At 47.4% G+C, this 26,229-nt stretch carries 15 protein-coding genes and 2 pseudogenes; 10 read left to right on the top strand and 7 right to left on the bottom strand.

All coding sequences use genetic code 11. The annotated features are described in order from the left end of the window. Positions 1-106: 106 nt before the first annotated feature. A pseudogene (locus tag A8707_RS17180) lies at positions 107-319 on the bottom strand (IS6 family transposase); the annotation flags it as partial. An 11-nt stretch (positions 320-330) separates the two neighbouring features. Continuing rightward, entirely contained in the window at positions 331-1,206 is an 876-nt protein-coding gene (locus tag A8707_RS17175; protein WP_068818427.1) for a ParM/StbA family protein, read from the bottom strand. Between the two features lie 254 nt (positions 1,207-1,460). Here A8707_RS17175 and A8707_RS29795 point away from each other — a divergent pair, with 254 nt between their 5' ends. The 8 genes from A8707_RS29795 to A8707_RS17125 all read left to right on the top strand — a co-directional run bounded on the left by A8707_RS29795 (position 1,461) and on the right by A8707_RS17125 (position 17,407). Then, complete coding sequence (locus A8707_RS29795) at positions 1,461-1,646, top strand: ribbon-helix-helix domain-containing protein (protein ID WP_068818426.1); 186 nt, start codon at positions 1,461-1,463, stop codon at positions 1,644-1,646. A gap of 12 nt (positions 1,647-1,658) precedes the next feature. Continuing rightward, positions 1,659-2,192, top strand: coding sequence for a Uma2 family endonuclease (locus tag A8707_RS17165; RefSeq protein WP_068818425.1), 534 nt, complete (start codon positions 1,659-1,661; stop codon positions 2,190-2,192). A 723-nt stretch (positions 2,193-2,915) separates the two neighbouring features. Next, the gene (locus tag A8707_RS17155) at positions 2,916-6,329 is read left to right on the top strand and encodes a plasmid replication protein, CyRepA1 family (RefSeq protein ID WP_068818423.1); all 3,414 of its coding nucleotides are present in this window, start codon (positions 2,916-2,918) and stop codon (positions 6,327-6,329) included. Positions 6,330-6,726: 397 nt separating this feature from the next. Further along, complete coding sequence (locus A8707_RS17145; protein ID WP_068818421.1) at positions 6,727-9,183, top strand: sacsin N-terminal ATP-binding-like domain-containing protein; 2,457 nt, start codon at positions 6,727-6,729, stop codon at positions 9,181-9,183. Beyond that, positions 9,180-11,888, top strand: coding sequence for a hypothetical protein (locus A8707_RS17140; RefSeq protein ID WP_156518669.1), 2,709 nt, complete (start codon positions 9,180-9,182; stop codon positions 11,886-11,888). Before A8707_RS17145 ends, A8707_RS17140 begins: the two co-directional genes overlap by 4 nt. After that, positions 11,860-12,747 carry a hypothetical protein gene (locus A8707_RS17135; protein ID WP_156518667.1) on the top strand — a complete coding sequence of 296 codons (888 nt, stop codon included), beginning with the start codon at positions 11,860-11,862 and terminating at the stop codon, positions 12,745-12,747. The genes A8707_RS17140 and A8707_RS17135 overlap by 29 nt, the downstream gene beginning before the upstream one ends. 3 nt (positions 12,748-12,750) lie before the next feature. Continuing rightward, positions 12,751-14,709: a hypothetical protein gene (locus A8707_RS17130; RefSeq protein ID WP_068818418.1), complete on the top strand. Its 1,959-nt coding sequence runs from the start codon at positions 12,751-12,753 to the stop codon at positions 14,707-14,709. A gap of 19 nt (positions 14,710-14,728) precedes the next feature. Beyond that, the gene (locus A8707_RS17125; protein WP_068818417.1) at positions 14,729-17,407 is read left to right on the top strand and encodes a DEAD/DEAH box helicase; all 2,679 of its coding nucleotides are present in this window, start codon (positions 14,729-14,731) and stop codon (positions 17,405-17,407) included. Between the two features lie 97 nt (positions 17,408-17,504). On the opposite strand, the gene A8707_RS17120 is transcribed toward A8707_RS17125, so the two are convergent. From A8707_RS17120 to A8707_RS17100, 5 genes are all read right to left on the bottom strand, one after another. Then, entirely contained in the window at positions 17,505-18,488 is a 984-nt protein-coding gene (locus tag A8707_RS17120) for a ParB/RepB/Spo0J family partition protein (protein WP_068818416.1), read from the bottom strand. Further along, complete coding sequence (locus tag A8707_RS17115) at positions 18,472-19,197, bottom strand: AAA family ATPase (RefSeq protein WP_082906405.1); 726 nt, start codon at positions 19,195-19,197, stop codon at positions 18,472-18,474. The genes A8707_RS17120 and A8707_RS17115 overlap by 17 nt, the downstream gene beginning before the upstream one ends. A 152-nt stretch (positions 19,198-19,349) precedes the next feature. Then, entirely contained in the window at positions 19,350-19,901 is a 552-nt protein-coding gene (locus A8707_RS17110; RefSeq protein WP_197484827.1) for a M48 family metallopeptidase, read from the bottom strand. A gap of 125 nt (positions 19,902-20,026) precedes the next feature. Then, complete coding sequence (locus tag A8707_RS17105) at positions 20,027-20,308, bottom strand: hypothetical protein (RefSeq protein WP_068818415.1); 282 nt, start codon at positions 20,306-20,308, stop codon at positions 20,027-20,029. Positions 20,309-20,561: 253 nt separating this feature from the next. Beyond that, positions 20,562-21,390, bottom strand: a protein-coding gene (locus A8707_RS17100; RefSeq protein ID WP_156518666.1) for an IS5 family transposase whose coding sequence is annotated in 2 segments (ribosomal slippage) — positions 20,562-21,000 and positions 20,999-21,390 — 831 coding nt in all. Because the reading frame shifts where the segments join, the coding sequence is not laid out codon by codon here. An 81-nt stretch (positions 21,391-21,471) separates the two neighbouring features. On the opposite strand from A8707_RS17100, the pseudogene A8707_RS17095 reads away from it, so the two are divergent. Together A8707_RS17095 and pglW are read left to right on the top strand one after the other, a co-directional pair. Further along, positions 21,472-21,831: pseudogene (locus tag A8707_RS17095) on the top strand (PDDEXK nuclease domain-containing protein); the annotation flags it as partial. 178 nt (positions 21,832-22,009) lie between these two features. Next, positions 22,010-26,221: a BREX system serine/threonine kinase PglW gene (pglW, locus tag A8707_RS17090; protein ID WP_068818413.1), complete on the top strand. Its 4,212-nt coding sequence runs from the start codon at positions 22,010-22,012 to the stop codon at positions 26,219-26,221. Positions 26,222-26,229: the final 8 nt, after the last annotated feature.

The following is a 26,229-nucleotide window of genomic DNA, read 5'->3' as shown; positions in this document are numbered from 1 at the left end:
GGTCTTGACCTCAACGCGTTGGGATCAATTCTGGAACAAACTGAATCAATACGGCTTTTCCGTTGCCCTCTAATAGTATCAAATAGAGGTCGCACCCGTCATTCGTGGGATTCAAGAACGGTCGAATGCGTTTGTCCAGTTCAGGGGCAAATTTCAGCACCCAACGATTGAGGGTGGAATGATCCACTTCCACTCCTCGCTCTGCCATCATTTCTTCCAAATCCCGGTAGCTCAGAGGATAGCGGCAATACCACCGCACATTCAACACGATGATTTCGGGCAAGAAGTGCCGCCATTTGAACAGAGAGTCAGTCGTCATTTAGAGCAAGGCTAGAAAAAATTAAGCTTCCCTACCTTACTATTTTTGCGACACAACCGGTCAGAGAGCCACTGCTCACGACACAGGTCAAACGCGTCTTGAAACTGAACGCCGCTGGTGCCCAGGGTAAAGTCTTGTCGTTCAATGCCGTCCATGATCTGGGAGAGGTCAGGGCTGTTGACCAGTTGCGGGGTGATGCGAGCGCTGATGCGTCGCGCGAGGTCATAGGTGCCGGGGAGAATCGCATCGGCTTCACGAATCAAGGAACCGCCCACGCTGTAGAGTCTGCCGATGCCAGTGCCGCCGCCCAGATCTAAAACGCCATTCAGCTGGCGTTTGCTGCGATACAGATCGCGCTTCATAGCAAAGCTATAGGCAGCTTGGGTTTCGTCGATCGGCTGCACGTGATGCACGACAGCGGTGATCCGTTGTCCGTTGCGGGTAAACTGGTGAGTGCCTTCAATCTGCTTGAGGTCTGCGAGGTCGGTGGAATTGCGGCTGTTGGGCAGGGCAATCACTAGGCGGTCGATCGTCACGGCGCTGTTGCCGGAGTGAGGTTCGAGGGCGGCGAGAACGAGCTTTTTCGCCAGCTCACATTTGTTGTCTTGAAAGACCGGGGTGCCTTTCATGTCGCGAGCGACGGCACCGAGACAGAAGTGATCATTTCCAGTGCTGATGACGATGCTGTGGTCGTCGGGTGTGGGGTCATCAAACCCTGGCTCGAAGGACTTGATGAAGGCGGGAATTATGCGAGGTTGATGGTCTGGGTCGATCCATTTGAGGGCGCGGTTGCCGCCATCGAAGACCACGATTTGCCGTTTGAGGTCAAGGGTCGGGGTCTGTTCGTTGGGGAGCCCCAGAGGGGATGCCATTCGGCTGGTGATCATGGAGCTAATTTCTCCTAAAAAGTAGGTCAAAGCATGGGGCTGTCTAGGTTGAAAGCTGTTCGAGGCAAAACTAGGCGCAAAGTTCCGTGTTCGTGAACTGTTCTCTAGCTGCTCTTTTCATGAACGCATGGTAGCATAGGTTCAGCACTTTTTATCTAAGTGATGAACTAACGATGCACTCACGCTTTAATCTACTTCTTACAAAGCTTTTAAGGCACAATTGGGTACTAAGTTCTGAAGATTTCAGTACCCCTATGCCGACGAAGCACCCTAGAATCAGCTTTCTAGCTGATGAGGAACTCAGGCAAAAGCTAGAAAGAATGGCAGACGAACAGCATAGAACCCTGAGCAACATGGTTTATGCCATCTGTCAGGATGCAGCTAAGCAATGGGAGGAGCAAAAGCAAAAAACTTCTGCCAGCGAGGACAAAGGTCAGTAGGAGGCGATCTCAATGACGATTGGAACGAAGAAACTGACGTTTGAAGAGTATCTCGCCCACGACGATGGGACAGATACTCCCTATGAATTGATTGACGGGGAGCTAGTCGCCATGCCACCTGGAGGGCGCATTAATTCTCGAATCTCTTTTTTTCTGGCGCTAGAACTCGCCCAATTGATTCCCTTTGACCTCATTTGTCATAAAGACACCGAGATTGAAGTGTCGGGCGCTAGAGCAAAAACTCGACTCCCAGACTTGATGGTCCTGAGTGAAGAACTCGCTGCCGCGTTAGGAGACCGCCGAGGCACAATCACCCGAGAGATGCCTCAGAACGAGGACCGAAATTATCGGTACAAACGCTCTGAGTACGCAGCCAGGGGCATCTCGGAGCATTGGATCATCAATCCACAGGCGAGCAAGGTGACTGTTCTAACGCTGGTGTCGGGTCTGTATGAGGAACGAGACTATGCTGGAAGCCAAACCCTCCAGTCTCAGTTCCAAGCGTTGCAATTGACGGTTGAGCAAGTGTTCAACGCAAAGAGGTAAAGGGTGAAGCACTATCTAACCACTCAACCCTTGTCCAACATGCGTCCGATTGCTTCGCGCTCACTCGACGAAAATACAGAAATATTTGTTATGGATCGAGCCTTGATCAGAGAAAATGTCCTGGTACACTTAGACTCACTTCACCGCAGTGTAGGACATTCTATGATCCACTCAGTTTTCCCACTTGAAGCGAAAGGAGTTAACCCAATGTTCTAGGAACCCTAGAAGCCAAAAACCCTCACTGCTGATACAGAAAGGGCTTTGAAGGCTAAATATTTAGTTTGAATAAGAGGGGCGGGGACGCTAACTTGATGCTTTGGACGGCGCTTGTTAGGTCTCCCAACGTGCCATGTCTATAGTATGGTTTATTTACCCCAGATGGCAACACTTCCTGTTGCTTATTTTGGAGAAGTTTTAAGTCATACCAGGACATGGCTCTCTTCCCCTCCCTCCACACAAGGGACGGAGAGCTTTAAATCTTGAGTAAATTCATCCTTGAATCTACTGTTTGGCTGACTCAATGAGTCGGTCCCAATTGCTCTTTGTCTCTGTTTTTACCCCTAAAAAACAGAGAATCATGCTGACTCATCACTTCTTTCATGCACTTCAGATCAGTGCTAGCTACTTCGTGGCAGGAACTTCACAGACTCTTGGACGGGCAGCACTCATCTTCGGTTTCGCTGCCCATTTTTCAAGCGATCGCGCTCACCTGGAGGTGCAGCCATGAGTCCCTCCCCGATCGCGACCCTGCAACAACCCTTTATTTCCCCTACTCAACCGGTCGGCAGTCGTCCCAGTTCAGCCGCTCCACCGATTGAGTCCAGTCTGACACTGGATCAGTTTCATCGACAGATGCAGCAAGAGTGCTGCAAAGGCAGCGCCATCTCTCCATCTCTCTATCAAGCTGCCGTCACTCTGATCAGCGATGTTGAGCTACTGCCAGGGGGAGAAGTCGATTACCCGATTCACGAAGCCCTCGGCTGGCAGCGCAGTCGATTTCCTCACCAGGCGCATACAACCCAATATGCTGCCCTCTTTGAGAATGAAGACGGCTCCACTTGGCAAGCGAAACTCGCCCGTCCCCTCTGGGACAAGAAGAAGGGAAAACCCCGCAAGTATGAGACTCCCGTGGGTCAGGGAGCACGCGCTTTTCTACCAGCAGTCACGGTTCAGACCTGGGTAGCGGTTGCCAGACGCTTTGGCGTGACCCATGCCCTCCCAACTTGGGTGCAAGCCGCTTCGGCAAGGGGACAATTCACGCTCAAGAGCGGGCTGAGAGGATTCATTCCTTATTTCTTCGGCAAAGCTGAACCGAATCGTTCTTTATCGTTCGAGGTAGGTACAGAACTAACTCGTGGCAATGGCTCATTGATCGTCACCCCCATCGAAACTCAGTCCTTCTGGGAGTGGGTGCAGCACCTTCCTCAGATCAATATTGTCTTGACCGAGGGCGGCAAGAAAGCGCTTTCGCTTCTCACTCAGGGCTATGTGGCGCTCGCCCTCTATGGAGTTGATGGGGGCTGCTTAGTCTACGATCGCATCGCCGGCGAGAAGATTCACAAGCTCCAGCCCGAGCTGATTGTAGACCTGCAACGCTTTGCGGTTCTGGGTCGTTCTATTGCGCTTGCCTTTGACCAAGACGAGAAAGCCGCCACCCGGCATCGCGTCAACGCGGCACTTGGTCGGTTGGGAGGACTACTCTCAGCAGCTGGCTGCACCGTGACGATCGCTCAGTGGGATGGCAAGCTAGGCAAAGGGGTCGATGATCTGATTGTGAACGGCGGCGCTGAAGTATGGGAAGCGGCACTGGCTCAGGCGCTACCGCTAGAAGAGTGGTCGATTTGGAATCGGCTGGAGGGCAAGCTGACCTGGAAGCCAACGCTGCGAGTTAACATGGCTCGCTTGACGCAGTTGCATCGCTCATCGATTCCTCAAACCGGAATCGTCGCTCTTAAGTCTGCCAAAGGCACTGAGAAAACCAAGCTGATTGCGGCGCTAACCCAAGACTCGCCCAAACTCCTTGCCGTCACGAACCTCATCTCCTTAGCCCGCAACCTGGCAGAACGACTTACTGATCAAGAAGGCAGAGCCGCACACTATCGGGGTGATCTCGACAGGGCGAAAGGCACCTATATTAGTGCCTCTGGTTATGCCACTCGCATCACGACGTGTTTGCCCTCCCTGCTGGCGATCAACCCTGACCAGTTTCAAGGCTGCGACTTAGTGCTGGATGAAGCGGTACAGTTGGTGCGCTGTCTGATCGAATCGTCCATCTGCAACCAAAATGGCAAGCGTCCGGCGCTGCTGGCACGTTTGGAGGAACTGCTCAGGGTGGCAGGTCGTGTCATTCTGGCTGATGCTGACTTAGACGATGCCACGCTGAGCTACCTCCGCAAACTGCGAGGTGACGAGACTCCGGTCTTTCTAATTCGCAATGACTACACGCCCGTCGGCTACTCAGCAATCGTCTACGAGTCCCCTGATCGCTCCGCGATCGTTGCTGACATGATGGAGGACATCGAGGGACTTGAACTTGGCAAAATGATTTGGGTCGCGACCGACTCGAAGGCATTGGCGAAGACCCTGGAGCAGTTGATCACAGAGGTAACGGGTCAGAAGGTGTTCAACATCAACTCCGATACCAGCGGTGGGGAGTTCGAGCAGGCGTTTATGAAAGCGCCGGATGCTTTCATTCCTCAACTACAGAAGGCGGGCGTGAAAGTGATTCTCTGCACGCCCTCGGTCGCAACGGGTCTGTCCGCTGAAATCCAAGGGGTGTTTCAACGAGTCTATGGCATCTTCATGGGGGTCTCGCTCAATGACGCGGATATGGCTCAGATCCTGGTGCGCCTGCGAGAACCGGTAGAGCGACGGGTTTGGTGTGCTCCCACAGGTCGTAATTTTGCCCAGGTGAGTCAAGCCACCACGCTCAAGGCGTTCCGTCATGACTTAGAGCGGCGCACCACGACGACGGTGCGCTTGATTCGCTCGAGCTTGCGCCCGGATGTAGTCGATCCGACGAAGGGGCTGGATAGCTATGCGTGGAGCGAGAATCCGCATGTGGAGGTGTACAGCCAGATCAGCGTGGAGCAGAATCGCAGCATGGTTCATCTACGTGCGGCACTGGTCGTGCGATTGAAGCATGAAGGCAATCGCGTCTCGGTAATCAAGCGCAAAGCGAACCAGGTCATCAAAGAGCGGCTAAGATCAGTGCGTTCCCTCGTGCGGCTGCAAGCCGCAGAATCGTTAGTGGCGGCGGAAGTGCTCACCTACACAGACGTGTTGATGCTTCAAGAGAAAGCAGAAAAGATGTCTTTGACCCCAGCAGAACAAACGGCGCTGGCTCGACTCTGGCTGGCAGACTTTTATGGTCTATCGCCTGAAGCGTTAACGACAGAAGAGGTGCTGTGGGACGGTGAGGGCAAACGCCGTGCCGAGATTATAGAGCTAGAAGCGCTGCTGCATCCAGAGCTGGCGACCGAGCGCACGCTGAAAGGGTTAGAGAAACAAAACACCTGGAACCAAGGCAATACGCCGTGGGATCTCTCAGGGGCAGCGATGCGGCTGAGGGCTCGACAAGGACTGGGGCTACTTGCGTTTCTAGAGTGGGCAGCAGCGGGGAATGAATGGTTTGGGGACGACGACGCAATCTCGTCACGGGCAGACTTAGCGCGACGGTGTGCTAGCGATATCAAATTAGCGCTGCGCTTTTCGATCGTGCCCCGCATGTCAAACGTTCAAATCATTCACCAGCTGCTGAGCCAACTCGGCATTAAGTTTACGCGGCGCTATGTGCGTGAGAATGGCAAAGGCAGGTGGTGCTATCGACTCGATCAAGCGCACTGGGAAAAGGTCAAAACGATTCTCCAGAAGCGAGCAGAGCGGCGACACCGATTAGAAAGTGCCGTGGGAATGAGTGATCCGCCCCTTGCGTTATCTTCTTCTACTCAGGGGGAAGATCAAAGCCAGAATCCTACTACCACGCTTTTGAGCTTTGAAGCAAAGCGGTTTAACATCGGCGAGCCGCCCCTTGAAGCGATGCGAGATTGGAAGAGGGAGGATTCTGCTCAGGGCGTATCTGCAAACGCTCAAAATCCCTCCAAAAGGGGGAGAAGTTCAACAAAATCCCATTTTTGAGGGGGATTTAGGGAATCTCAACCGTTCTCAAGGCGGTGAGCGGAGTTTGCAGATAGCCCCTAGTCGTCCACTGACACATGAAACTCCGAATTTCTGCTGAGTCATGGATACCACATACGTTTCCATTCAATTCCCCAGCGATTGGAGACTCACGTGGTCGCTGTGGCGCGGTCAGCTTATCAAAATCAATGGAATGTCCAACATGCAGAGGTGAGTAGGCAAGGTTGGCGCAACTTCAAACTCGATCACTCTCCCAAGAATCGATGGAGCTTGAACTATAACTCGTGTCTCAATCAGGGAAAGTGGGGAATTCTAAAAAACAAACTGGAGCCAACCGCAAAAGATAAATGTTTTCATGTTTTCATCTAGACGATTTGCCCTAGTCGCCCCTTAAACCATGCAAGAAGACTCTCAAAACTGGGAAGAAAGCACCGGGTTCTCACTTCCCCCAGCATCGATCGTCAATCAGATTCAGACCTTGCTTAAGGAACGCTATAAACAAGGCTTTCCCATCATCAAAGAGATCATCCAAAATGCAAATGATGGAGGAGCAACTCAGCTCGGCATCGGCATCACTCAGGGACTGAAGAATGCCACCCACCCTTTGCTAAAGGGTTCCGGTTTATTCTTTATCAATAATGGTAATTTTTGCGATTCAGATGCTCAAGCAATCGGTTGGTTTGGCGCTGACATGAATGTTGGCAACGCGGCGAAGATTGGTAAATTTGGTCTAGGGCAAAAAAGCATTTTCCACTTTTGTGAAGCGTTTTTCTATGTTGCCCATTCTCATCATCTGTCAGGAGAGCCTGACCGAGGACGATTTCTCAATCCTTGGGCAGATTCAACCAATCTCACGTTACCCGACTCCAAACATCCTGATTGGAAGCAACTAACTCTTGATGACAGAAATCGTGTCGTCGAGTATTTGCGTGGCACAGGCTTGCTAGATGATGAGTTTTTCCTTCTATGGCTACCTCTTCGCTCGAATGCAATCAGCGATCGCTGTATTTTACCTAACTACTACGATCACCAATCCATTCAAGAGCATTTGTCCAAAAATTTGAGCAGCAGAATCGCGACACTGATGCCCATGCTGCGATCTCTCCAGTCTGTCCACTACTGGCTTCCTGATGAAAACAATTGTCTAATAGAAGATTTTCAAGTTCAGTTAGATAGTTCGGCTCGACGCTACATCTATCCTAAAGCAGACGGAGAAATCGGAGAACCGATGAATCGTTTGCTATACGGGCGGGTTGATATAGATGACCACAAAACCGTTTACGGAGGAAAGGAGGTTCTTCTAGATGTTGCTCAGTTCAATCAGTTGAGAGATTCAGCATATTGGCCCAAGCGTTTCACACAGGACGAATTTGGCAGACCCATATCGGTTAAAGACAAAGCCATCCCTCACTGCGGAGTAATCTTCTCTCGCAGCCCTGCTCAAGATGTAGGTAGCTTGACCGTACAGTGGGCAGTATTCCTTCCGCTCGTAGATGATAAGTCTAGCGGCAACACTGAATTTGAGCAAATTCCAAGTAAACAGGACTGGAACTACACGTTACTACTACATGGCTATTTCTTTCTAGATTCAGGGCGGCGATCAATAGAAGCCTTAGCCGACATTTATAGCAGTTCAATAGAGCAGGTTGTCGTTCCTGCAAATGATACACAAATGATGCAATTGTGGAACACAACCCTGGCAAAAGAAGGCACATTACCACAAGTTCTGCTTGCACTCGAAGAGTTTTGCAAGCAATACATACCAGGTCATCAGGAAATCGAAGAGATTTGTTATTTGTTGCGGCAAACTGAAATTTTTCAGAATAGAAATTTGCAACAGTGCATTTATCAAGATTACTGCTGGGTTTATCGACTTCAACACGCTCAGTCAAGCTGGCAATTGATTGATTATACAAACCCCATTTTGACCCTACCCAGCGTTCCTGGTTGGGACGCATTCCCAGCCCTATGTCAAATAGCAGAAACAAAGCAGATTGTGTTAGAACCAGCTCCAAACCTAATCCCACAAGACGCGTTCGATCTGTGGCAAGACCTAGACATTGTAGAAGTACTGAATTCGCTGCACATTCATAAGGTATTTCATCAGGTAAGTCAATTTGAGTTCTTAGTCAAATGGCTACAAAGCACGTCTCAAAGCTCTGAGAAATCACTTTCAGGAGCTGTTCAAGACTGCTTGCAAAAACAGCTTAAAACCTTTCTGATCGAATCAGAGACAGAGACAGCAACTCTGGTACAAACCTGGCTAAAAGCGGCGATTTTGCTACTGGATGAAGCGCGGTGGTTCTGTCTAGACTCAGACAACCTTAAGCTGTTACAACTCTTCAATCAAACACCAATCAAGATTTTAATTCTACCTTCCCATCTCGCGCCATTAAGACAGAATTCTTCTAAATTACCTGCTCACGATGCTGCAACGTTAATTGAGAGGCATTACTCATCCTTAAACCAGCCTTTAATTCTTCAAATTGTGAATGCAGTTGCTACAAAAGAATCGACTATTCTCTATAATCAGTTGAACAAGATTAGATTTATCTCAGGATTCAACTGCCAGATAAATCAAAGTTCTCTTTACACACCGGAAGAGATTAGGCAGTTAAGCCAGCAAGGACAACTGTTTCTGAACTCTGACAGTAGCCAGGACTTCGCACGGGATCTACAAGGGGCACTACACGAGCGACCAATTGTGCTGATTGATGATTTGTTTGCAAAGCGATTTTGTCTAGAAATTGTACAAGAGTGTAATCGAGATGCTTGTTTAATGACTTTGACACAAAAACCTAGACTGGCTGACTGTAGTAATCGTATCAACTTGCTCGAGAGACTTCTGCCATGAATGCAACATCGCAAAAGCATTTTTTTCAAATACGCTTTCTACTACATGGTTGCCCAAAGCATTACGACAACTCTGAACACCTCTATCTTGCCTCTCACAGTAACTCAGTTTGGAGCAGAGTAGCTGACAGAGTTCTGGAGAAATGGAAAGTAATCTCTCCAACGTTAGCGGAACGGATTCCGCGCCACTTGTGGGACGGGTTCAACATTCATGAAATTTCGCCGCGGAGCTTAATCGTCAATCTAACTCTAGGCTCATTAACAGGAGAAGATTTACCTAATGCAGTGGAACGAGAAGAGGTTTTAAATCAAATATCACTTCATCCTAAGCATGAAGCTCTTTGGAAAAGCTTGGCTCTGCACGAAGCCAACGATGGAAAGTTAGTAACCATCACCGAGGCAACCTATCGAGAAAACTTGGCATTTCCACTTTCTCCTGAGTTGAGACCTCACATTACACTAATTAGCCAGACTAATCACCCAGAATGGATTCCTTTGTGGACACCGAAAGCGGCGGTCGAGACAGCACTAAATCAACCAAACCCGCAGCGGTTTGCTAAATTGATACTTCAGATCATTTCCGAAACACCAGAAATTTCATCAAATCAGGAGCTTTTAGAGCGGCTCAAGACGACAGCTTGGCTAAACTCAATCGCCGGAGATACGGTAGCCCCTCAGCAAGTTATTCTCTTTCCTGTTGATCTTCAACCGTTAGGAAAAGGTCTCGATCAACTTTTTCAAAATGAGAATAGTTCCTATATCAGTCGTGATAGGTTAGACGTTCAAGCTGCTCAGGAGAGTCTCGATCGCATTTGCCCAACCTGGTATGAAAACAGAGTTCTGGAGTTTTTGCTGGCTGAAACACAGCAGCCATCTCAGCAAGTTTTGCTCATTCTGTCATTGCTTAAAATATTTGAGCAACGACGGCAAACCATTAGCAATATCAACATAGAAAGACTTAGAAATACAGCATGGCTAGTTGATCGCAACGGGCAACCTCGATCACCTCAGCAAGTAATTCATTGCCCTACATTACAAGTTGAAACAACAAGAATTTTGGAGAAGCTGATAACTTGGAATGATGTTACTCCTGACCTATTACGGACAGATCTAGACATTCGCTTTTGTCTAGATAATCCTCAGCTTCAAGTGTTGTTTGTTTCCGGTGAAGATGCAATTGAGCGAATTGGAGAAGCGATCGCTCAGTTGCCTGAGTACCATTTAGGCGATCTGCCGATTAATCGAGCTTTGTTAGAGAAATTTATTCAGGTTTTTTGCGATTGTAAAGCAACGCCAGCTTTAGTTTTGTCTAATGGGATGACAATCGACGAATTTGAGGTTTTTATTCTCCCGCAGGCATCGAAGCCTATTCAAGATACTGAAAGGTTGTGTAGTATCCTGAACTGGCTTAAAGCAACCTATTCCTCTCCTCAATCAGCAGTCGTCGAAGTTTATAACTATTATCTTAAACTTGCCTGCTACTTTCAAAAAACGTCCGGCACAGACATTTTACCCTACATCCAACTGCTCAATCAGATGGGGCAATGGAACTCGCCAGGAGAGCTATGTGACGGCGAACGTTATACAGGCATTGACCCAGCATCGGTTCTAGATAGTTCACAACGAGAGATTCTGAGTTCTTGGTTAGCACAAAGATCGACAGTAATCACGACTCGGTCAGCACTCTCTAAATTTAAAGTTGGCTCTACCAAAGCAATTGAAACAAGTGTTCAGCAATTAGAAAAATACTTTCGCCCTTGGCTATCTTATCTGCCTTCTGAAACGATCGGAGGTTTTTTATGTTTGTTGGCAGGCACAGACACAGCGATTCAGCAGCTTGCTCAAATCTATCTTCAAAGCCGTAGCTTTGATGGGTTACGAGAGCGTCTACTCTGGTCAGAGGATCTGAGAAAGCGAAATTTTACCGTAAGGATTAAAACATCTGAGAATTCTCTTCAAACAGTCGAGAATTTGCTTGGTGATTCACGAAATGTCCACGTTCAACAGAATCAAGTACCTGAGCATCTATTCGTCGGTCAATTTGACCATCTAACAACAGAAATTACTTTACGAGATTTTCAGCAACGGGATTCTCAGTCTCTATCTAGAGTCATACTTGCTTCTGCCACAATTCTAATTAAAAGAATCTATCGAACGGATACCGAATCATTAGCTGAAGTGTGGCAAGATTTGTCGAATTCCCAACGCATCTATGTAGATTCAGCTCGATCTTACACCTTTAAAAATTTGCCCTTGATCTTAAGAATGCTAGGAGTACAAAACCAACACATCAAGGAATGTCTGCGTCAGTTAGAAAAGTCTGATCAAGAGCTTCATGAACTCGAACTTCGTCTTGATATCAGAGCGCGGGAAAGGCGCATTCAAGTCAAAAAATCTCTACAAACAGCAAAGGAAGATCTTCGTCAGTTAGTTGAGGCAGACACAAATGCTATCAGCGATGTTCTTCAAGCAGTACGGAAGAAAATCGGACAGGGACAGTATGGCTACAGTATTAATAGCATTCCTTTTGAGTTATTTCAAAACGCCGACGACTCCTTAGCAGAACTTGAGATGATGTTGGATCGAAAACTGCCGGAGCGATCGCACTACGTTTTGAACTGGAATACAAATCATTTAACTGTTATGCACTGGGGTAGACCCATTAATCTCGCGACTCATGCAGACGTGCCAAACAAAAAACTTTGAGGATGCGGGTTTCAATCGTGACCTGCACAAGATGTTGAACTTTAATATCTCAGATAAGACTGAGGGCGAGACTGGCAAGTTTGGGTTGGGCTTCAAAACAGTTCATCTCATCTCCCAGGAACCTTGCATTATCAGCGGTGATTTGAATTTTACGATTCAAGCAGGGTTGCTGCCTTTCGCACTACCGCGCCCTGGTCACCAAGAAGCAGATGAAGAGCGGGTTCACCGCCTAAAGCAGTTACAGCAGACAGCTTCAAAAATCACAGGTGGAACGTTAATTGATTTACCCCTCGATTCAAACACAACCGCAGAACAAATTGTCAGGGAGTTTGGGCAGCAAGCAGCCTTACTCCTGGTTTTCGCAAAGTGTATTAAAACCTGTCAATTGACTGACAGATCCACGTCAACTGAAACTTTAAGCTGGAGTCCTACAACTGTTCTAGGCATTGAAGGTGTTGAGTATGGGACAATCCGGCTTCCAAACGATTCAGACCAGTGGCAGGTGCACAAACTGCTGCGGTTTCATCTGCCTTTTGGAGATGTAGCAATCATACTTCCTGATAATCGCTTACAGAGTTCTTCTCCGTTGAAACAGTTACCGACATTTTGGGTCACCGCTCCAACAAAAGAATCGTTAAATTTGAGGTTCGTCGTTAATGGCGCATTTGACATTACGACAGGACGTACAAGCCTCGATCGTAACTCCAACCACAACCAAGATTTAATCAAGCGAATTGGGGAAAACCTGGGCGAGAAACTTTGTGAACTGTTTCGGCTCACAGAAGGAAATTGGAGTTCGTTCTCTGAATCTCTTGATCTTGAGAAGGTTGATGCATATACATTCTGGGAGTTTCTCTGAGATGTGTTAGCTGTAGACTGGTTAAACCGAAACGGCGATAGCACAACCAATCAATTGCTTCAGGAAGGATTAGGAGGGGATTATTGTGGAATGGGAATCCTAATCGCTTCTCGCGCTGCCTTGCCAAACGGATTATGGGATCAAGCTCGCCGATTAGTCCGATTGGAAAGAGTCACGCATCAGCTAGAAGGATTACTAATTAATCACACTATTTTTGGTCAGGTAGCTACTTGGGAGCAATTCAACCAGAATTATTCTGTCGATCGATTAGTCCACCACACGGTCTGGCAGACTGTTAAGAAGCTCCTAGGCACAGATATCACTACACCTGAGAGCCTCAAGCTAGTAGATGTATTGAGTAAAGAGTTAGGAGATCGCCGAATTACGCCTGATACAGCAAATCAACTCGGTCAATTAATCACTCCTGAAAAACTACGTGAATGGAAAGTTTCCCACAGATTAGAACAAGATGACATTTCTTCAATGCTAGTAGATAAAACCATCTACTTTGAAAGCGAAGACAATCGACAATACACCCCTGCGTGCCAACTTCTTGTCAGAAGTCACGCAAATAGCCTAGAGGAAAAGCGATTGGCAGCATTTGCTCCCTGTAGAAATTTGCTTCACTCAGCGTATACAGGAAACGCTCTTCAATTCTTTCTTTCCTGCCGCGAACAAAGAAATACAGTTTCTACTGAGAAACTAATTGAATGGGCGCTGGATTCAAACACAGACACTCAAAGACAAGCAGTCTTAAATCATTTAGTATCAGGTGAACATAAAGCAGCGTTTGCACTTTATTTAGAAGAAGCTTTCATCGGAACATGGATGGAAAATTATCCAGGTATCCGAGAAACATTAGAAATTAACGCTCAACAGATGCAAGCCGAGCGAGCAAGTAAAGGTGAAATCGACTGGAATCAGGTGACAAATCACGTTGGCTCTGAAGTTAACAGGACTGGGAATGAAAGCGAACCGTCAAGCGTTACCGAAAGCAGGACAGAAAATTCAGATGAACTTCTTCACGATCTCTTTAACTGGTGGCAAGCAAACCATCAGTCTAAAACCCAACAATACAATGAATGCCTTTACCCCTTTAAAGTTGAGGAAATGCAGCAAAAACTTCGGAATCGAGACCGAAGTGCATGGTTAATGCTTTTGTTCTTGGGAATGACTCACAGGATGGGACGAACTAGGCATGAACAGCATCGGAATTTTATCCGTTTTTGCTTAGATAGAGATTGGTGGCAACAATTCTCTAGCCCGAATCCACGCTCATCTCCTGACCAATGGATGAGGGTTCTAAATGAGTACATGGAAGAACAAATTGAGTATACAGGTTGGTACTACTGGATAGAAAAGTTTCCAAGCATTTACCGGATTGCAAGCTATCTCAACGCCTATACTGACTCTTTCCTCAGTATTGAAAAGAGTCAAGATGATTTCGATCTAAATCTTATCACCTCACCGAGAAGTAATCCTGCCTTTCAAGGCGGTGGAGCAGATGCCCCTCCATTACCGTTAGGCATCGGAGCGAATTTTATTATAAGAGAATTGGTGCGCTTAGAGGTTGTTCAACCGATCTCAAATGCTTATGTTCATTTACACTGTTTTGTTCCAAGAGCTAATGTTAGAAGATTGTTAACACACCTAGGCTGCCAAGATTTAAATAAACCAGACCATCGCTCATCTGGCAAAATCTACCAGTTTTTGAAGACAGAATTCATGAGATCAGGTTTGCTAGATGAACCAACGTTCAATAACTGCTTTGATATTCCCTTTGAGTTGTATGCAGAAAATTCTTCCAAAGTAGATCTTCGTAACATCCAAGTTCGAGATGATGTTGATTGGTATGAAAGCATCTCTGATGAAGAACATTCTCAGTATGAGGTTTCTCGCGAAGATGAAGGTTTTGCAACGCTGTCGAATGGTCAAGTTATTCCTAGCTCCTGGATGAGCTAGGGCAGGAGGGATTTTAAGTATGAGTACTACATTTAATCGTGGCGATCGCGTTTCACATTCTCGGCATGGGCTTGGCGAAATTAGGGCTGATGAGGGCATCACTATCATCGTCCGTTTTGAACACGGTTTAGAGGAGTGTCCAAGAGAAGAACTGATTCGTTTGTCTTCTCTAGAAGAGGAGATAAGGACAGGTGACTGGCAGCCATCGCTAGAAGCTATCATGCGGGTACAAGCGTTAGCGATCCGGTCGGTCAATGACGTGTGGGGGATCTTTTCCCTAGCACGGATTACTCTACTACCCCATCAACTGTGGGTTTGTCGGCGAGTTGTACAAGAACTACCTGCTCGATGGCTTGTAGCAGATGATGTTGGACTGGGAAAAACGATCGAGGCCGGGCTAATCCTTTGGACACTGTTGAGCAAGCAAGCTATCAAACGCGTTCTCATTATCTGTCCAGCTTCTTTAGTCGATCAGTGGCAGTATCGTCTGAGAACTATGTTTGACATTCGATGTACCCGCTACACGAATGAAGCAGACACATCTAGGAGTGACTTTTGGAATACTCATCACCAAGTGGTTGCATCGCTGCCAACCTTGCGTCAAAACAGCCGAGATAGACACAAACGGCTACTAGAGGCAGAGCCTTGGGATTTACTAATTGTTGACGAGGCCCATCATTTAAACGCTGACGAGCAAAGTGGACCAACGCTTGGGTACAGTTTTGTTGAGAAACTAGTGAACAGACATCGAAAAGCGCACTCGGTTATCTTCTTTTCAGGAACGCCCCATCGTGGCAAAAATTATGGATTTTTCTCACTCCTTAAACTGTTAAGAGAAGATTTATTTGATCCTCATAAACCCTTGGAAGAGCAAATGCCGTTGCTTCGCAATGTGATGATCCGAAATAACAAACAGTCTGTGACAGACATGAAGGGGAGAAAGTTGTTTTTTCCTTTGAGCGTAAAATCGGAAACCTATCACTACTCTCCTGAAGAGGATCGGTTTTACAACAAGCTGACAGAATTTATCTTAACTGGAAAAACTTATGCTTCTGGACTAGATGACTTCAATCAGCGGGCTGTAATCCTGACGTTAATCTGTATGCAAAAGCTGGCTTCTAGCTCGGTTGCAGCAATTCAGCGTGCCTTAAGAGGTCGCCTTGACCGATTAGATAATAATTACGTCGAGCTAAAAACGCTCAAACAAAAGCTGGAGATTTTAGAAGATTATGAAGCTTTAGAAAACGACAAAATTAACCAGTTGGAAGAACAGGTAACAGAGCTTACTAAATCGATTCGATTAATGCAGGACGAAGAGCCTCGATTAAGAGAATTGATTGAAGCTGCTGATTCGATTCAAAAAGAAACCAAGATTCAGAAGATTTTAGAAGTTATTGACCACGAATTTAGCCATCGTCAAGTTCTATTCTTTACCGAGTATAAGGCAACCCAATCGCTTCTGATGTCAGCGCTGATAGAGAAGTACGGCGAAGCTTGCGTCACGTTTATCAACGGAGATGAGCAAGTAGACGATGTGGTCTTACCCTCTGAACAGAAGAGCCATCGATTTAGAGAAAGACGAGAAACTGCTGCCGAAAAATTCAACCAAGGCAAAGTTCGATTTCTTATTTCAACAGAAGCAGGTGGAGAAGGCATTGACTTACAGGAAAGCTGTTACTCCCTGATTCACGTGGATCTACCGTGGAATCCTATGCGTCTGCATCAGCGTGTTGGACGGCTCAATCGGTATGGGCAAAAGCAGCCCGTTGAGGTCATCACTCTCAGAAACCCAGACACTGTAGAAACTTTAATTTGGGATAAGCTCAATCAAAAAATTGACAGCATTATGCAATCCTTGCAACAGGTGATGGACGAACCTGAAGATTTGCTACAACTCATTTTGGGGATGACTTCACCCAAGCTATTTCAGGAGATCTTTAGTGATGCTGATCGGCACACCGATCAGTTGAGCCAATGGTTTGACCAGAAAACGGCAAAGCTTGGCGGACAAGATGCAGTTTCAGCCGTTCAGGAGATTGTAGGGGGCTGCGAGAAATTTGACTTTCAGCAAGCATCAGCTCTACTTCCACAGCTAGATTTACAAGATCTCCAGACATTCTTTCTATCGATGCTGCATCTGAACAAACGACGCATCACTCAAGCAGAATCGGGTTTGGCTTTCTTAACTCCAGAACCCTGGCGCATTGAACCTGCAATCCAGCGAGAGTATGAACAAGTTCACTTTGATCGTGAGCGTTCTAGTCATAGGGATTTAAGTCATCTTCTAGGTGTAGGGCATAAGCTACTAGACGCTGCTTTGTCACAGGCGATCGGATATACAAGTTGCATCACTACACTACCAGGATTAGACCAAGCACTATTTGTTTTTCTAATTACGGATCGAGTGACTACCTCAGATTCTCAAGTTATTCGACAGTCTGTTGTAGCTCTCAGTATTGATTCATCAGAAAAGTTCTGGATTGTGAAGGATTGGGAACTCATCCGAATACTCAATTCATGCCTAAAAGATTCTAGGAAGATACCTGATCTAGATCCATCCTTTGCACCATCTCCCACCTTAATTTGTCAACGACTGGACAGAGCTAAACAGTTTTTGGAAGAACATCTTCATGACTTACACTTACCGTTTAAAGTGCCTTCGCTTCAACCAATTAGTGTTATTTTGCCAGAAACGTAAGCTGAAAAGCCATATACCCTTCGACAATAAGGGCAAGAAAGCTAGTTGCAGTAGGGATTTTTTTGATCCTGGAATCCTATTGTAAGCGACTGACCGCTCATTTTTTCTCTGCTAACATTTCCATTTGCTCAATGATTTTTTGCAAAGCCTTGAGATTTTTAGGGTTCTCCAAGGCTTTGGATTTTTTAATCCGCTTGTAAGCTTCATCCAAGCGTGATGTCAGGTTTGGTTCTTCAAGCTTGCTTGTATTTGCCTTTCTAACTCGCAACTTGATATCAGAAGTAGATAAGTTCTGTGACGTTGCTTCGCCGAGCAACCTCCGTCGTATTTCTGAGTTTTTTACCTTAGCAACTTCCAAAGCTTTGGTGTATTGCAGCTTTGATTCACGAATCGATTCTAAGATCTCCGAAGGCAGTTTGAGCAACCGCAATCTAGACGATAGAAAGGATTGCCAACTCACTCCAGAATCTGCAAACACTTCCTCAACAACTTGAGCGTCTGGGCTGCCCAGTACAGTCTGTTTGGTAACTTTGCCTCGCGCTTCATTGTCCATTCGATACAATAAGCTGATCACGTCTGAAATAGAGCGCCCTAAGCGAATAGCTAATAAATTCAGAGTGCCGTCTAAGTCTTCTAAGGGGGTAGGTTCTTCTCGATCGCGGTTTTCTGCCCGCATTGCTTGATAGGCAGAGGCATCGTCGAGTTCAAAGACACGCACAGGGACCTCAGGTAAGCCTAAAGCTTTTGCAGCGATTAGTCGGCGCATTCCAGCGATTAACTCATACTTACCTGGCTGATTGGGTAAAGGACGTACCCACAGTGCAGAGCGAATCCCATTCTTAGCAATTTCCCCTTCTGCCCAGCTTTCAATTTGCGTTTGATCGTAGAAGTGTCGATAAGGCTGTTTATTGGGAGCAAACGTGAAAGAGGTGTGAATCAGGGCTATTGAAATTGACTGCTGCGGGACTTGTGAAATGATCGTTTCAATTTCTTCGGTAGAAGCTTTTTTATTACCAAACACAAATGCTAGCCCTTCATCGTCCGAAGTAAGGGCTGCCTGTAAATTACGTCTTTCCGCCATTGGATAATAACCTCAAAGCTTCTGTAAACAACGCCTCGTAGCTTTTCGCAGCAGCTACGGGTCCACTCCCTCGCATCTCAAAAACAGTCTTTGCTTGCCCTGACGCATCACGTAGACAGGCACGATCGTGAATTGCTGTTTCTAAAAGTGGAACGATCGCATTCGTTAAAGCTCCTTGTGCGTCTTTGAGAACCAATGTGTTGCTTTTTACAGCATTTAAGTATATTGCTGCAATAGGCGACCCATTCCGCAACTCTTTCGCCTGAGCAACGTACTCCAAGATTTTACCCGTACTTCGCAAGTCGAGGAAGGATTCTCTAGAGGGAATTAACGCTAAGTCACTTCTAAACAAAATTGTCTTCGTTACTTCGCCAATGTTTGCAGGTCCATCAACGATCACAACGTCAAACTTTTGCTTTAACTCTGGCAGAAGCTTGAATAGCTCTTCGGGATCTGAGTTAATCACGTAAGGAATATATAGCTCTTTTGACTCCCTTAAACTATTAATGTGTTTGATCCAGTCAGAGCTACTTTGCTGCCCGTCTGCATCGACTAGGACAACAGAATAACTTTGGCGTTTGAACCAGACGCTTGCGTGCGTTGCGCCCGTTGATTTGCCAGCCCCTCCCTTCTGATTTACAAAGCCAATAATCACAGGTACTTGCAGATTTGATTGGCTAAAAGCCTTTTTGGACTTAGCTTTTGGCATTACTCAAAACCTACCGAAAACGTTTTCGGTAAAAACGACTTCTCTAAATCTACCGAAAACGTTTTCGGTAGATGACTCAAATCTACTTGGATTTTGACACCTGAGCAACTTTATTTGCAGATCGAGAAATCAGCAGCACCAGCAGTAAAGTTTCACAAGTCGTAAATTGCTCCGTTCTTAGCAAGCCAGGATTTGCGCTCTTGCCAGTCAGGAATGATATGTGCGACGCGGTTCCAGAAGTCCTGATTGTGATCAGGTTGCACCAAATGCACCATTTTATGGACAGCAACATATTCAATCATTGAGCGAGGTAGAAGTGCAACACGCCAATGAAAATAAAGGTCGCCTTTGGGATTACAAGAGCCCCAACGATTGCCCAACTCACGGATTTGCATGACTTGGGGACTTGCTCCTACCCGATTAGTCAATGAGTCGATCAAAGGGTCTAGCTGCGTTTTCAGATGATTCCGATACCACTGAATAAAAAGATCATGCCCTTGATTCTGGTGAGATCGCAGCAACTCAAACCGACTTTGAAACAAGCTTAAGGGAACTTGAGCTTCATCAACGAGTTTGAGGCGATAACTACGTCCTAAATAATGAAAGCCTTCGCCAGGAAGGTAGGTTTTTGTTCCTTCAGGAGTTTTGTAAGACTCTTTTTTAATAAGCCTGGAGTAGATCCAAAAGCGGTTTTGGTTGACGATGCTTTCCTAATCTTCTACTGGAACCTGTGGCGGGGTTGCTAAAACAAGACTACCATCCCGATCAACGGTGCGGCAACGGGCGCTTTCGCGTAATTCAAAGGAGAGTTCACCAAAGGTCAGCGTAGTCATTGTCCCTGATTTGAAGTGTGCCGTTCAGCAAGCTGAGTGAGTTGATCCGTTAGACTACCCAGCCTATTTTCAGGCAAGAGACAGCTATCTTCCAGCCTCAGCCAGATGTGTTTACGGAGTTCCTCACGAGAAACTAAATCGCTCCAAAAAACAACAATTTGAGTTTGCTCTGAGATAACGAGCTGCTGAATCTGCTGAAGGTGATCGTTGAGGATGTTGCTGATTTGTAGGGTCGCATTCAGGTTAAGCCTCCGTTGGGTCAGGATGATTTGTCTCATTTGAGCGAGTGTTCGCTTGAGAGGATAAGTTCCGTCGCTTACTGCTGCGCTTCGAGCGGATCAGCAAGTTGCATTACGCCTTGAAAACCCTGGCATACACGCTGATCAATCTCCGGCATTTCTGCCAAAGCTAATCCTTGCATCATCCCTTCCCTTTGAGGTCTCGGCAACAGAGACTCAGAATGGTCGTGCTTTGAAATCAGGAAGATTGGGAAAAGCGGCAGGGAAACGATCAATAGACCTCTTGCGTGAATCAAGAAGAGAGTGCAAGTTCAAAGTTAACAATTGCAGCAATCAGATTAAACCGTAGTCCAAAACGCTTGCGTCGATTCCGGTACCGCTCCGCTAGAATCCGAAAAATCTTCAACTTGCGATTCACGTGTTCAACGATTAATCTCAGTCGAGCTAAATTCTGATTGTGATAACGCTCGGCTTTGTCCAATTTGCCTTGGCGTGGCTTTTTGGTAGGAAGACTAGTGGAGGGATGGTGTTTAATCATGCCCTGATAGCCCTTGTCTGCTAAACACAATTGCTCTGGTGACAGGGGAAGGCGATGCAACTTAAATAAACGAAAATCATGGACACGTCCTTTCTCGAAAGCAGTGCAGATAATCTGACCGTTGGCTTGATTCACCACGAATTGTGTTTTTAGCGTGTGGTGCTTCTGCTTGCCACTGTAGTAGTCACGCTGTTTTTTTTGGGCGTTCAATCGGGCTTTCGGTCGCATCCACGACTAGGACGTTCCAAGTCTGGGCGTTTTGGTAAAGCTGCTTTTTTCCCGGTAGACGAAACTTGCCGGACTCCATTAACAATCCTTCCACTTTCTGAATCAGCCGACAAACAGCTGACTCACTCAGTCCCCAACTTGTAGCAATGTGAAATTGAGTGCGATATTCTCGCCAGTATTCCAGCACTAGGAGGAGTTGGTCTTCAACGCTCAGTTTGCACTGCCCGCCACGCTGACCTCGGCGGTCAAGGTGGGGATGCAGAATCTCAACCATCTGCTCAAAGGTCTCGGGGTGGACTCCGCATCGGCGTTTAAAGTCACTGGATTTGAGGTGTTTCAGTTGATCGTAGGTCATGCTTATGCCTCCTTGACCTTACTTGTAGCCGCTTTCCTCCCACTCGCGCAAGAGGTCTAGTGATAGGCGTTTTTCGTCGATCTCCTTTTCTACCACCTCGCCCTGAGTTGTTTTGTGGCGATCGAGCTAAAGACAACTGACTTCAAGCCTGAGTATTCGGGGCAAATTAACTTCTACGTCAACGTCATTGATGACAAATTACGCCGTCCCGCCGATAACCCGACGATCGGAATCATCCTTTGCCGCTCTAAGAAGAAGTCGATCGTTGAGTACGCGCTTCGGGGCATGAATCAGCCGATTGGGGTTTCGACCTACCGTACTACAGGGGGGCTTCCTGAAGAATTCAAGGCGAAGCTTCCTTCTATTGAAGATTTGCAGCATGAGATAGAAGCTGTGGCTGCTGTTATTGAAGAGTTCGATCAAAGTGCAGACCTAACGTAGATCCACAGACTTTTTAGCCTCAAACGTTCACAACTTGAGGCTATGCTCTGAGAACAAAGCTAAACGCTCAGTGGAGAACAGTCTTTTGTGGTGCTTTTTAAGGCGAGTATTATCCGGGGCACACTACCCTTAAAGGGAGTAGATTTAGGGATGACAGTTTATTGCTGGGCGAATTGGAATGAGTGATTCGAGCAACTGGAACACGATTACTGAATCAAACTTTCCGTGGGAACGGGAAGCACTAGATTTCGTGCGTCAGCAGTTCCCCGCACAGGAGCCTTATCGAGCCTGGTCCAATTTTGAGTTTATTGCGACAGATGGCAGCATCAATGAGGTTGATCTGCTAGTTTTCACGCCACAGGGATTTTTTCTAATTGAAATTAAGAGTCGCCCCGGACGATTGTATGGTGATGCTGGAACTTGGACTTGGGAAACAAACGGGAGACTTTACACCAGTAACAACCCATTGATTGCAACCAACACCAAAGCGAAGAAGTTGAAATCGCTCCTGGAGAGACAAAGAGCCTGCCGCAGCAAAGGGCAAATTCCATTTATCGAAGCCCTTGTGTTTTGTTCTGCTCCAGATCTTCGATTGGAATTGCAAGAAACTGCACGATATCGCGTTTGTCTGCGGGATTTGATCCCGACTGGCACAAGGGGAGCGAGATCGGGCATCATGGCTGCCATGCTGGAGCGTGATTGCCCTGGGGTAGACCCACAGTCAAGAGGAATCTATGACCGTTCCACGGTTAGAATGATCGGTCAGGCGATGGAGCAGGCTGGTATTCGCTCTTCAGAACGGCATCGCAAGGTCGGTGACTACAAGCTTGATCACACGATCGAGAGCGGTCCAGGTTATCAGGATTGGGCAGCGACTCATACGCAAAATCTTAAAGCTAAGCGGCGGGTGCGTATCTATCTAGTGCGGACGGAAGCTGCGGAAGCTGATCGCAAAATGATCGAACGCGCTGCACTGCGTGAGTTTCGCTTGCTAGAAACGTTACAGCCTCATCCCAGTATTCTGCGCTGCGACAATTACACTGAATACGAGCTTGGTCCTGCATTAATCTTTGAATATGACCCATCTGCAATTCGACTTGATCACTACTTGGCACAGCAAAAAGACTCACTAAGCGTGAATGTGCGGCTCAATCTGCTGCGCCAAGTTGCTGAAGTCGTCCGTTTCGCCCATGAAAAAAAAGTAGTGCATCGTGGTCTTTCGCCTCAAAGCATTCTGGTGACTGAGAATAAGGACGGTCTACCCCAGGTGAAGCTCTACAACTGGCAGGTAGGATGCAGAACTGATGATTCTATGACGAACGCTTCTGAGGTCAGTGCGACCTCGCATATTGACCGTCTGGTTGAAGATATCAGTACTGCTTATTTAGCACCTGAAGCTTTAACCGATGAAGGAATGGTTGGGGAGTATTTAGATGTGTTCTCGTTGGGGGCGATCGCGTTTCATTTACTTTCAGGTGAGGCTCCGGCAGCCAATGGATTAGAACTCAGCAGTAAATTGCGTGAAACAAAAGGCTTACAAATTAGCTCTGTGTTGAACGGAGCGCCGGAGGTTCTGCAATTTCTAATCGGGTACAGCACCCATCCAGATGTCGCAAATCGCATTGATTCCGTTGCCGACTTCTTGAACATTTTGGATGGGGTTGAGGAAAAGCTGTCAGCATTAGAGCATCATCTAGTTGAGAATCCAGCACAGGCACAGCAGGGTGATTTGTTGCCCGGAAATCTTACGGTGATTAGGCGATTAGGGCAGGGAGCGACTTCGACAGGGCTACTAGTGGAACGGGATGGACAAGAGTTCGTTCTTAAAGTGGCAAACGACCCAGATGATAATTCCCGGTTAGGAAGTGAAGTGGAAGCCCTGCAATCTCTGCGCCATTCTTACATTGTGGAGTTCTGCGAGGTATTAGAGATTGGCAAACGAGCGGCGTTTTTGATGCGTCCGGTATATACCGATAAAGCGGATCGATCGGTAGAAACGTTAGGACAGCGGTTACGTAAAGAAGGTCGGCTGCATATTGATTTGCTCCAGCGATTTGGTGAAGACTTGCTGGATGCAATTAAGCATTTAGAGGAGCAGGGCGTAAATCACCGTGATATCAAGCCTGACAATATTGCAGTGGGGCAAGTGGGGCGAGGCGATCGTCTGCATCTGGTTCTGTTTGACTTCTCACTCTCTAAAGCGCCACTTGAAAATATTCGAGTCGGTACCGCAGGCTACCTTGATCCGTTACTTCAACTCCGTAAACCGCCTCGCTGGGATCTTCATGCGGAGCGATATGCGGCTGCCGCAACGCTGTATGAGTTGGCAACTGGAGTACTCCCTAAATGGGGCGATGGCACGACCGATCCTTCTCACTCTAACTCTGAGATGACGATCGATGCTGAACTGTTTGATGCCAGTTTGCGAGACAGCTTAACAGAGTTCTTTCAGAAAGCGTTTCGCCGTGATCCCCGGCAGCGATTTGATAATGCAGAGGAAATGCTGCGGGCATGGCGAGATTGCTTTGAAGGAATTGAAGCCCCTGGCGCACTCTCGGATCATGACAATGAATCAGAACTCCGCAAATTATTGGCAGATGCTGGGTTTGATACCTCAATCTCTGAGCTAGGGTTGGGAACACGGGCAACCAATGCGTTGGATCGAGCGAATCTCCTGACGGTGAGGGATCTTCTCATGATCTCGCCTCGCATTTTAAGCCGATTGCGCGGCGTTGGAAATTTGACTCGGCGCGAAATTTCTACAGCCGTCAAAATTCTGCGTCAGCGATTGGGAACACCGGACGCTGCGTTGGAAGCCGCCAAGACGGTTGAGAGCCAGTCTGTTGAGGGTGGAAAGCTGAGTGTCGATCTGTTGATGCCGAAGATCTTGCGAGCAGGCTCTAAGGAGGGAGAGCACGTTCATCGAATTCAGATGGCATTACTTGGCTTGATTCCGGCGATGACTGAATTTTGGGTAGGACAGGCAGATGCAGCAGCGCATCTCAATCAAACTCCAGAAATTGTAAACCATTGGGTGGGTAAGTTTCAGAGCCGTTGGGCAAAAGAACCCGCCGTGACAAAATTGCGGAGCGATCTGGTTGAGATTTTAGCGGGTGTCGGTGGCGTGATGACGGCTGAGGAACTGGCAGAGGCAATCTTGCTGGCTCGTGGCTCGATTCAAAATGAACCATTGAGAACGAAACACGCGATCGCGACCTTGCGCGTTGCGATCGAGGTTGAGAGTACGGTCAGCCAGCCGCGATTTGTGATTCGTCGCGACCAAACTCGACTCTTGATTGCCCGGAACCAAGAGCTTGCAGAGTACGCCAGTCAGCTTGGGGACGTTGCTGACCAAATTGCGGATGAAGATCCTCTGGTTCCACCTGTGCGAACGATTCAGCGATTGCGCGAAGTGACTTTGCCCACAGGAGTTGAAGTTTTTTCAGATACGCGAGTTTTGCGATTAGCGGCAGCAGCATCTCAACAGGCGGCAGTTTCAAGTCGGCAAGAACTCTATCCGCGTGGCATGGACGCAATGCGGGCGCTGAAGCTGTCGCAGGCTGCCCTCTATGGAGTTCAAGCATTGACAGTTCAGCAGATTCGCGATCGCGTCAGCAGTCGATATCCAGAGGCAGCCCCTCTGCTCGATCGCCCTGCACTTGATCGAGTTCTGAATGAAGTGGGATTGGATTTTCACTGGAGTTCGACCGTAGGAGAAAATGGAAGCTACGTGAATCGGTTGGTTGCCAGTTCTTCTGATCTGACGCATAGCACCTCAATCGCGCGACTATCAACTGCAACTGGGGGAATTGCCAGAGACATTACGCCTGAAGAAGCGGATGCCCGTCAATTTGAAGAACGGCTTCAGCGAGGCATTGGGGAGGGAGTATTTTTAGTGCTATTGGTAAATCCGAAGTATTACCAGCAGGCGTGTCACGAGCTATGCGATCGCTTTCCGGTAAAGCTGGTGGATTTTGAGGGACTGTTTCTAGAAGCGTTGCGTCAGGTGGCAGATAAAGCCAAAGTCAATTGGGACTTAGTATTGCAGACGGATGCAACACCGCATACAGGGGACTGGGATAAGTTGATGCTGTTAGTTGGGCGGGCGATGCCGATCGTCGAGGCACAGCTTGCCGCAATGGATCAGACAATTCTGCTGATTTATAGCGGTCTACTGGCTCGATATGACCAGATGACGATGCTGGAGCGGTTGCGGGATTGCATTGGGCGTTCTGGTGGAATTCCGGGGTTATGGCTGTTGCTGCCGGGAGATCAGCAGGCGATGATCGATGGAAAAGCGGTGCCGATTTTGAGTCCGGGACAGCGATCGCGAGTTCCTGCAAGCTGGCTTGGCAACCGACATCGGGCTGGGACGATTCCAGTCGGCTAAGAGAATGG

The organism is Phormidesmis priestleyi BC1401 (genome assembly GCF_001650195.1).
Taxonomy (GTDB): domain Bacteria; phylum Cyanobacteriota; class Cyanobacteriia; order Leptolyngbyales; family Leptolyngbyaceae; genus Phormidesmis_A; species Phormidesmis_A priestleyi_B.
Note: the sequence above shows the minus strand (reverse complement) of the source record. Positions and strands in the feature narration are given on the sequence as shown.

Coding starts and splice junctions, on each gene's coding strand:
- A8707_RS17125 (WP_068818417.1), top strand. CDS start 14,729: ATGAGTACTACATTTAATCGTGGCGATCGCGTTTCACATTCTCGGCAT.
- A8707_RS29795 (WP_068818426.1), top strand. CDS start 1,461: ATGCCGACGAAGCACCCTAGAATCAGCTTTCTAGCTGATGAGGAACTC.
- A8707_RS17120 (WP_068818416.1), bottom strand. CDS start 18,488: ATGGCGGAAAGACGTAATTTACAGGCAGCCCTTACTTCGGACGATGAA.
- A8707_RS17105 (WP_068818415.1), bottom strand. CDS start 20,308: ATGAGACAAATCATCCTGACCCAACGGAGGCTTAACCTGAATGCGACC.
- pglW (WP_068818413.1), top strand. CDS start 22,010: ATGAGTGATTCGAGCAACTGGAACACGATTACTGAATCAAACTTTCCG.
- A8707_RS17115 (WP_082906405.1), bottom strand. CDS start 19,197: ATGCCAAAAGCTAAGTCCAAAAAGGCTTTTAGCCAATCAAATCTGCAA.
- A8707_RS17155 (WP_068818423.1), top strand. CDS start 2,916: ATGAGTCCCTCCCCGATCGCGACCCTGCAACAACCCTTTATTTCCCCT.
- A8707_RS17135 (WP_156518667.1), top strand. CDS start 11,860: ATGCAGACGTGCCAAACAAAAAACTTTGAGGATGCGGGTTTCAATCGT.
- A8707_RS17145 (WP_068818421.1), top strand. CDS start 6,727: ATGCAAGAAGACTCTCAAAACTGGGAAGAAAGCACCGGGTTCTCACTT.
- A8707_RS17165 (WP_068818425.1), top strand. CDS start 1,659: ATGACGATTGGAACGAAGAAACTGACGTTTGAAGAGTATCTCGCCCAC.
- A8707_RS17140 (WP_156518669.1), top strand. CDS start 9,180: ATGAATGCAACATCGCAAAAGCATTTTTTTCAAATACGCTTTCTACTA.
- A8707_RS17175 (WP_068818427.1), bottom strand. CDS start 1,206: ATGATCACCAGCCGAATGGCATCCCCTCTGGGGCTCCCCAACGAACAG.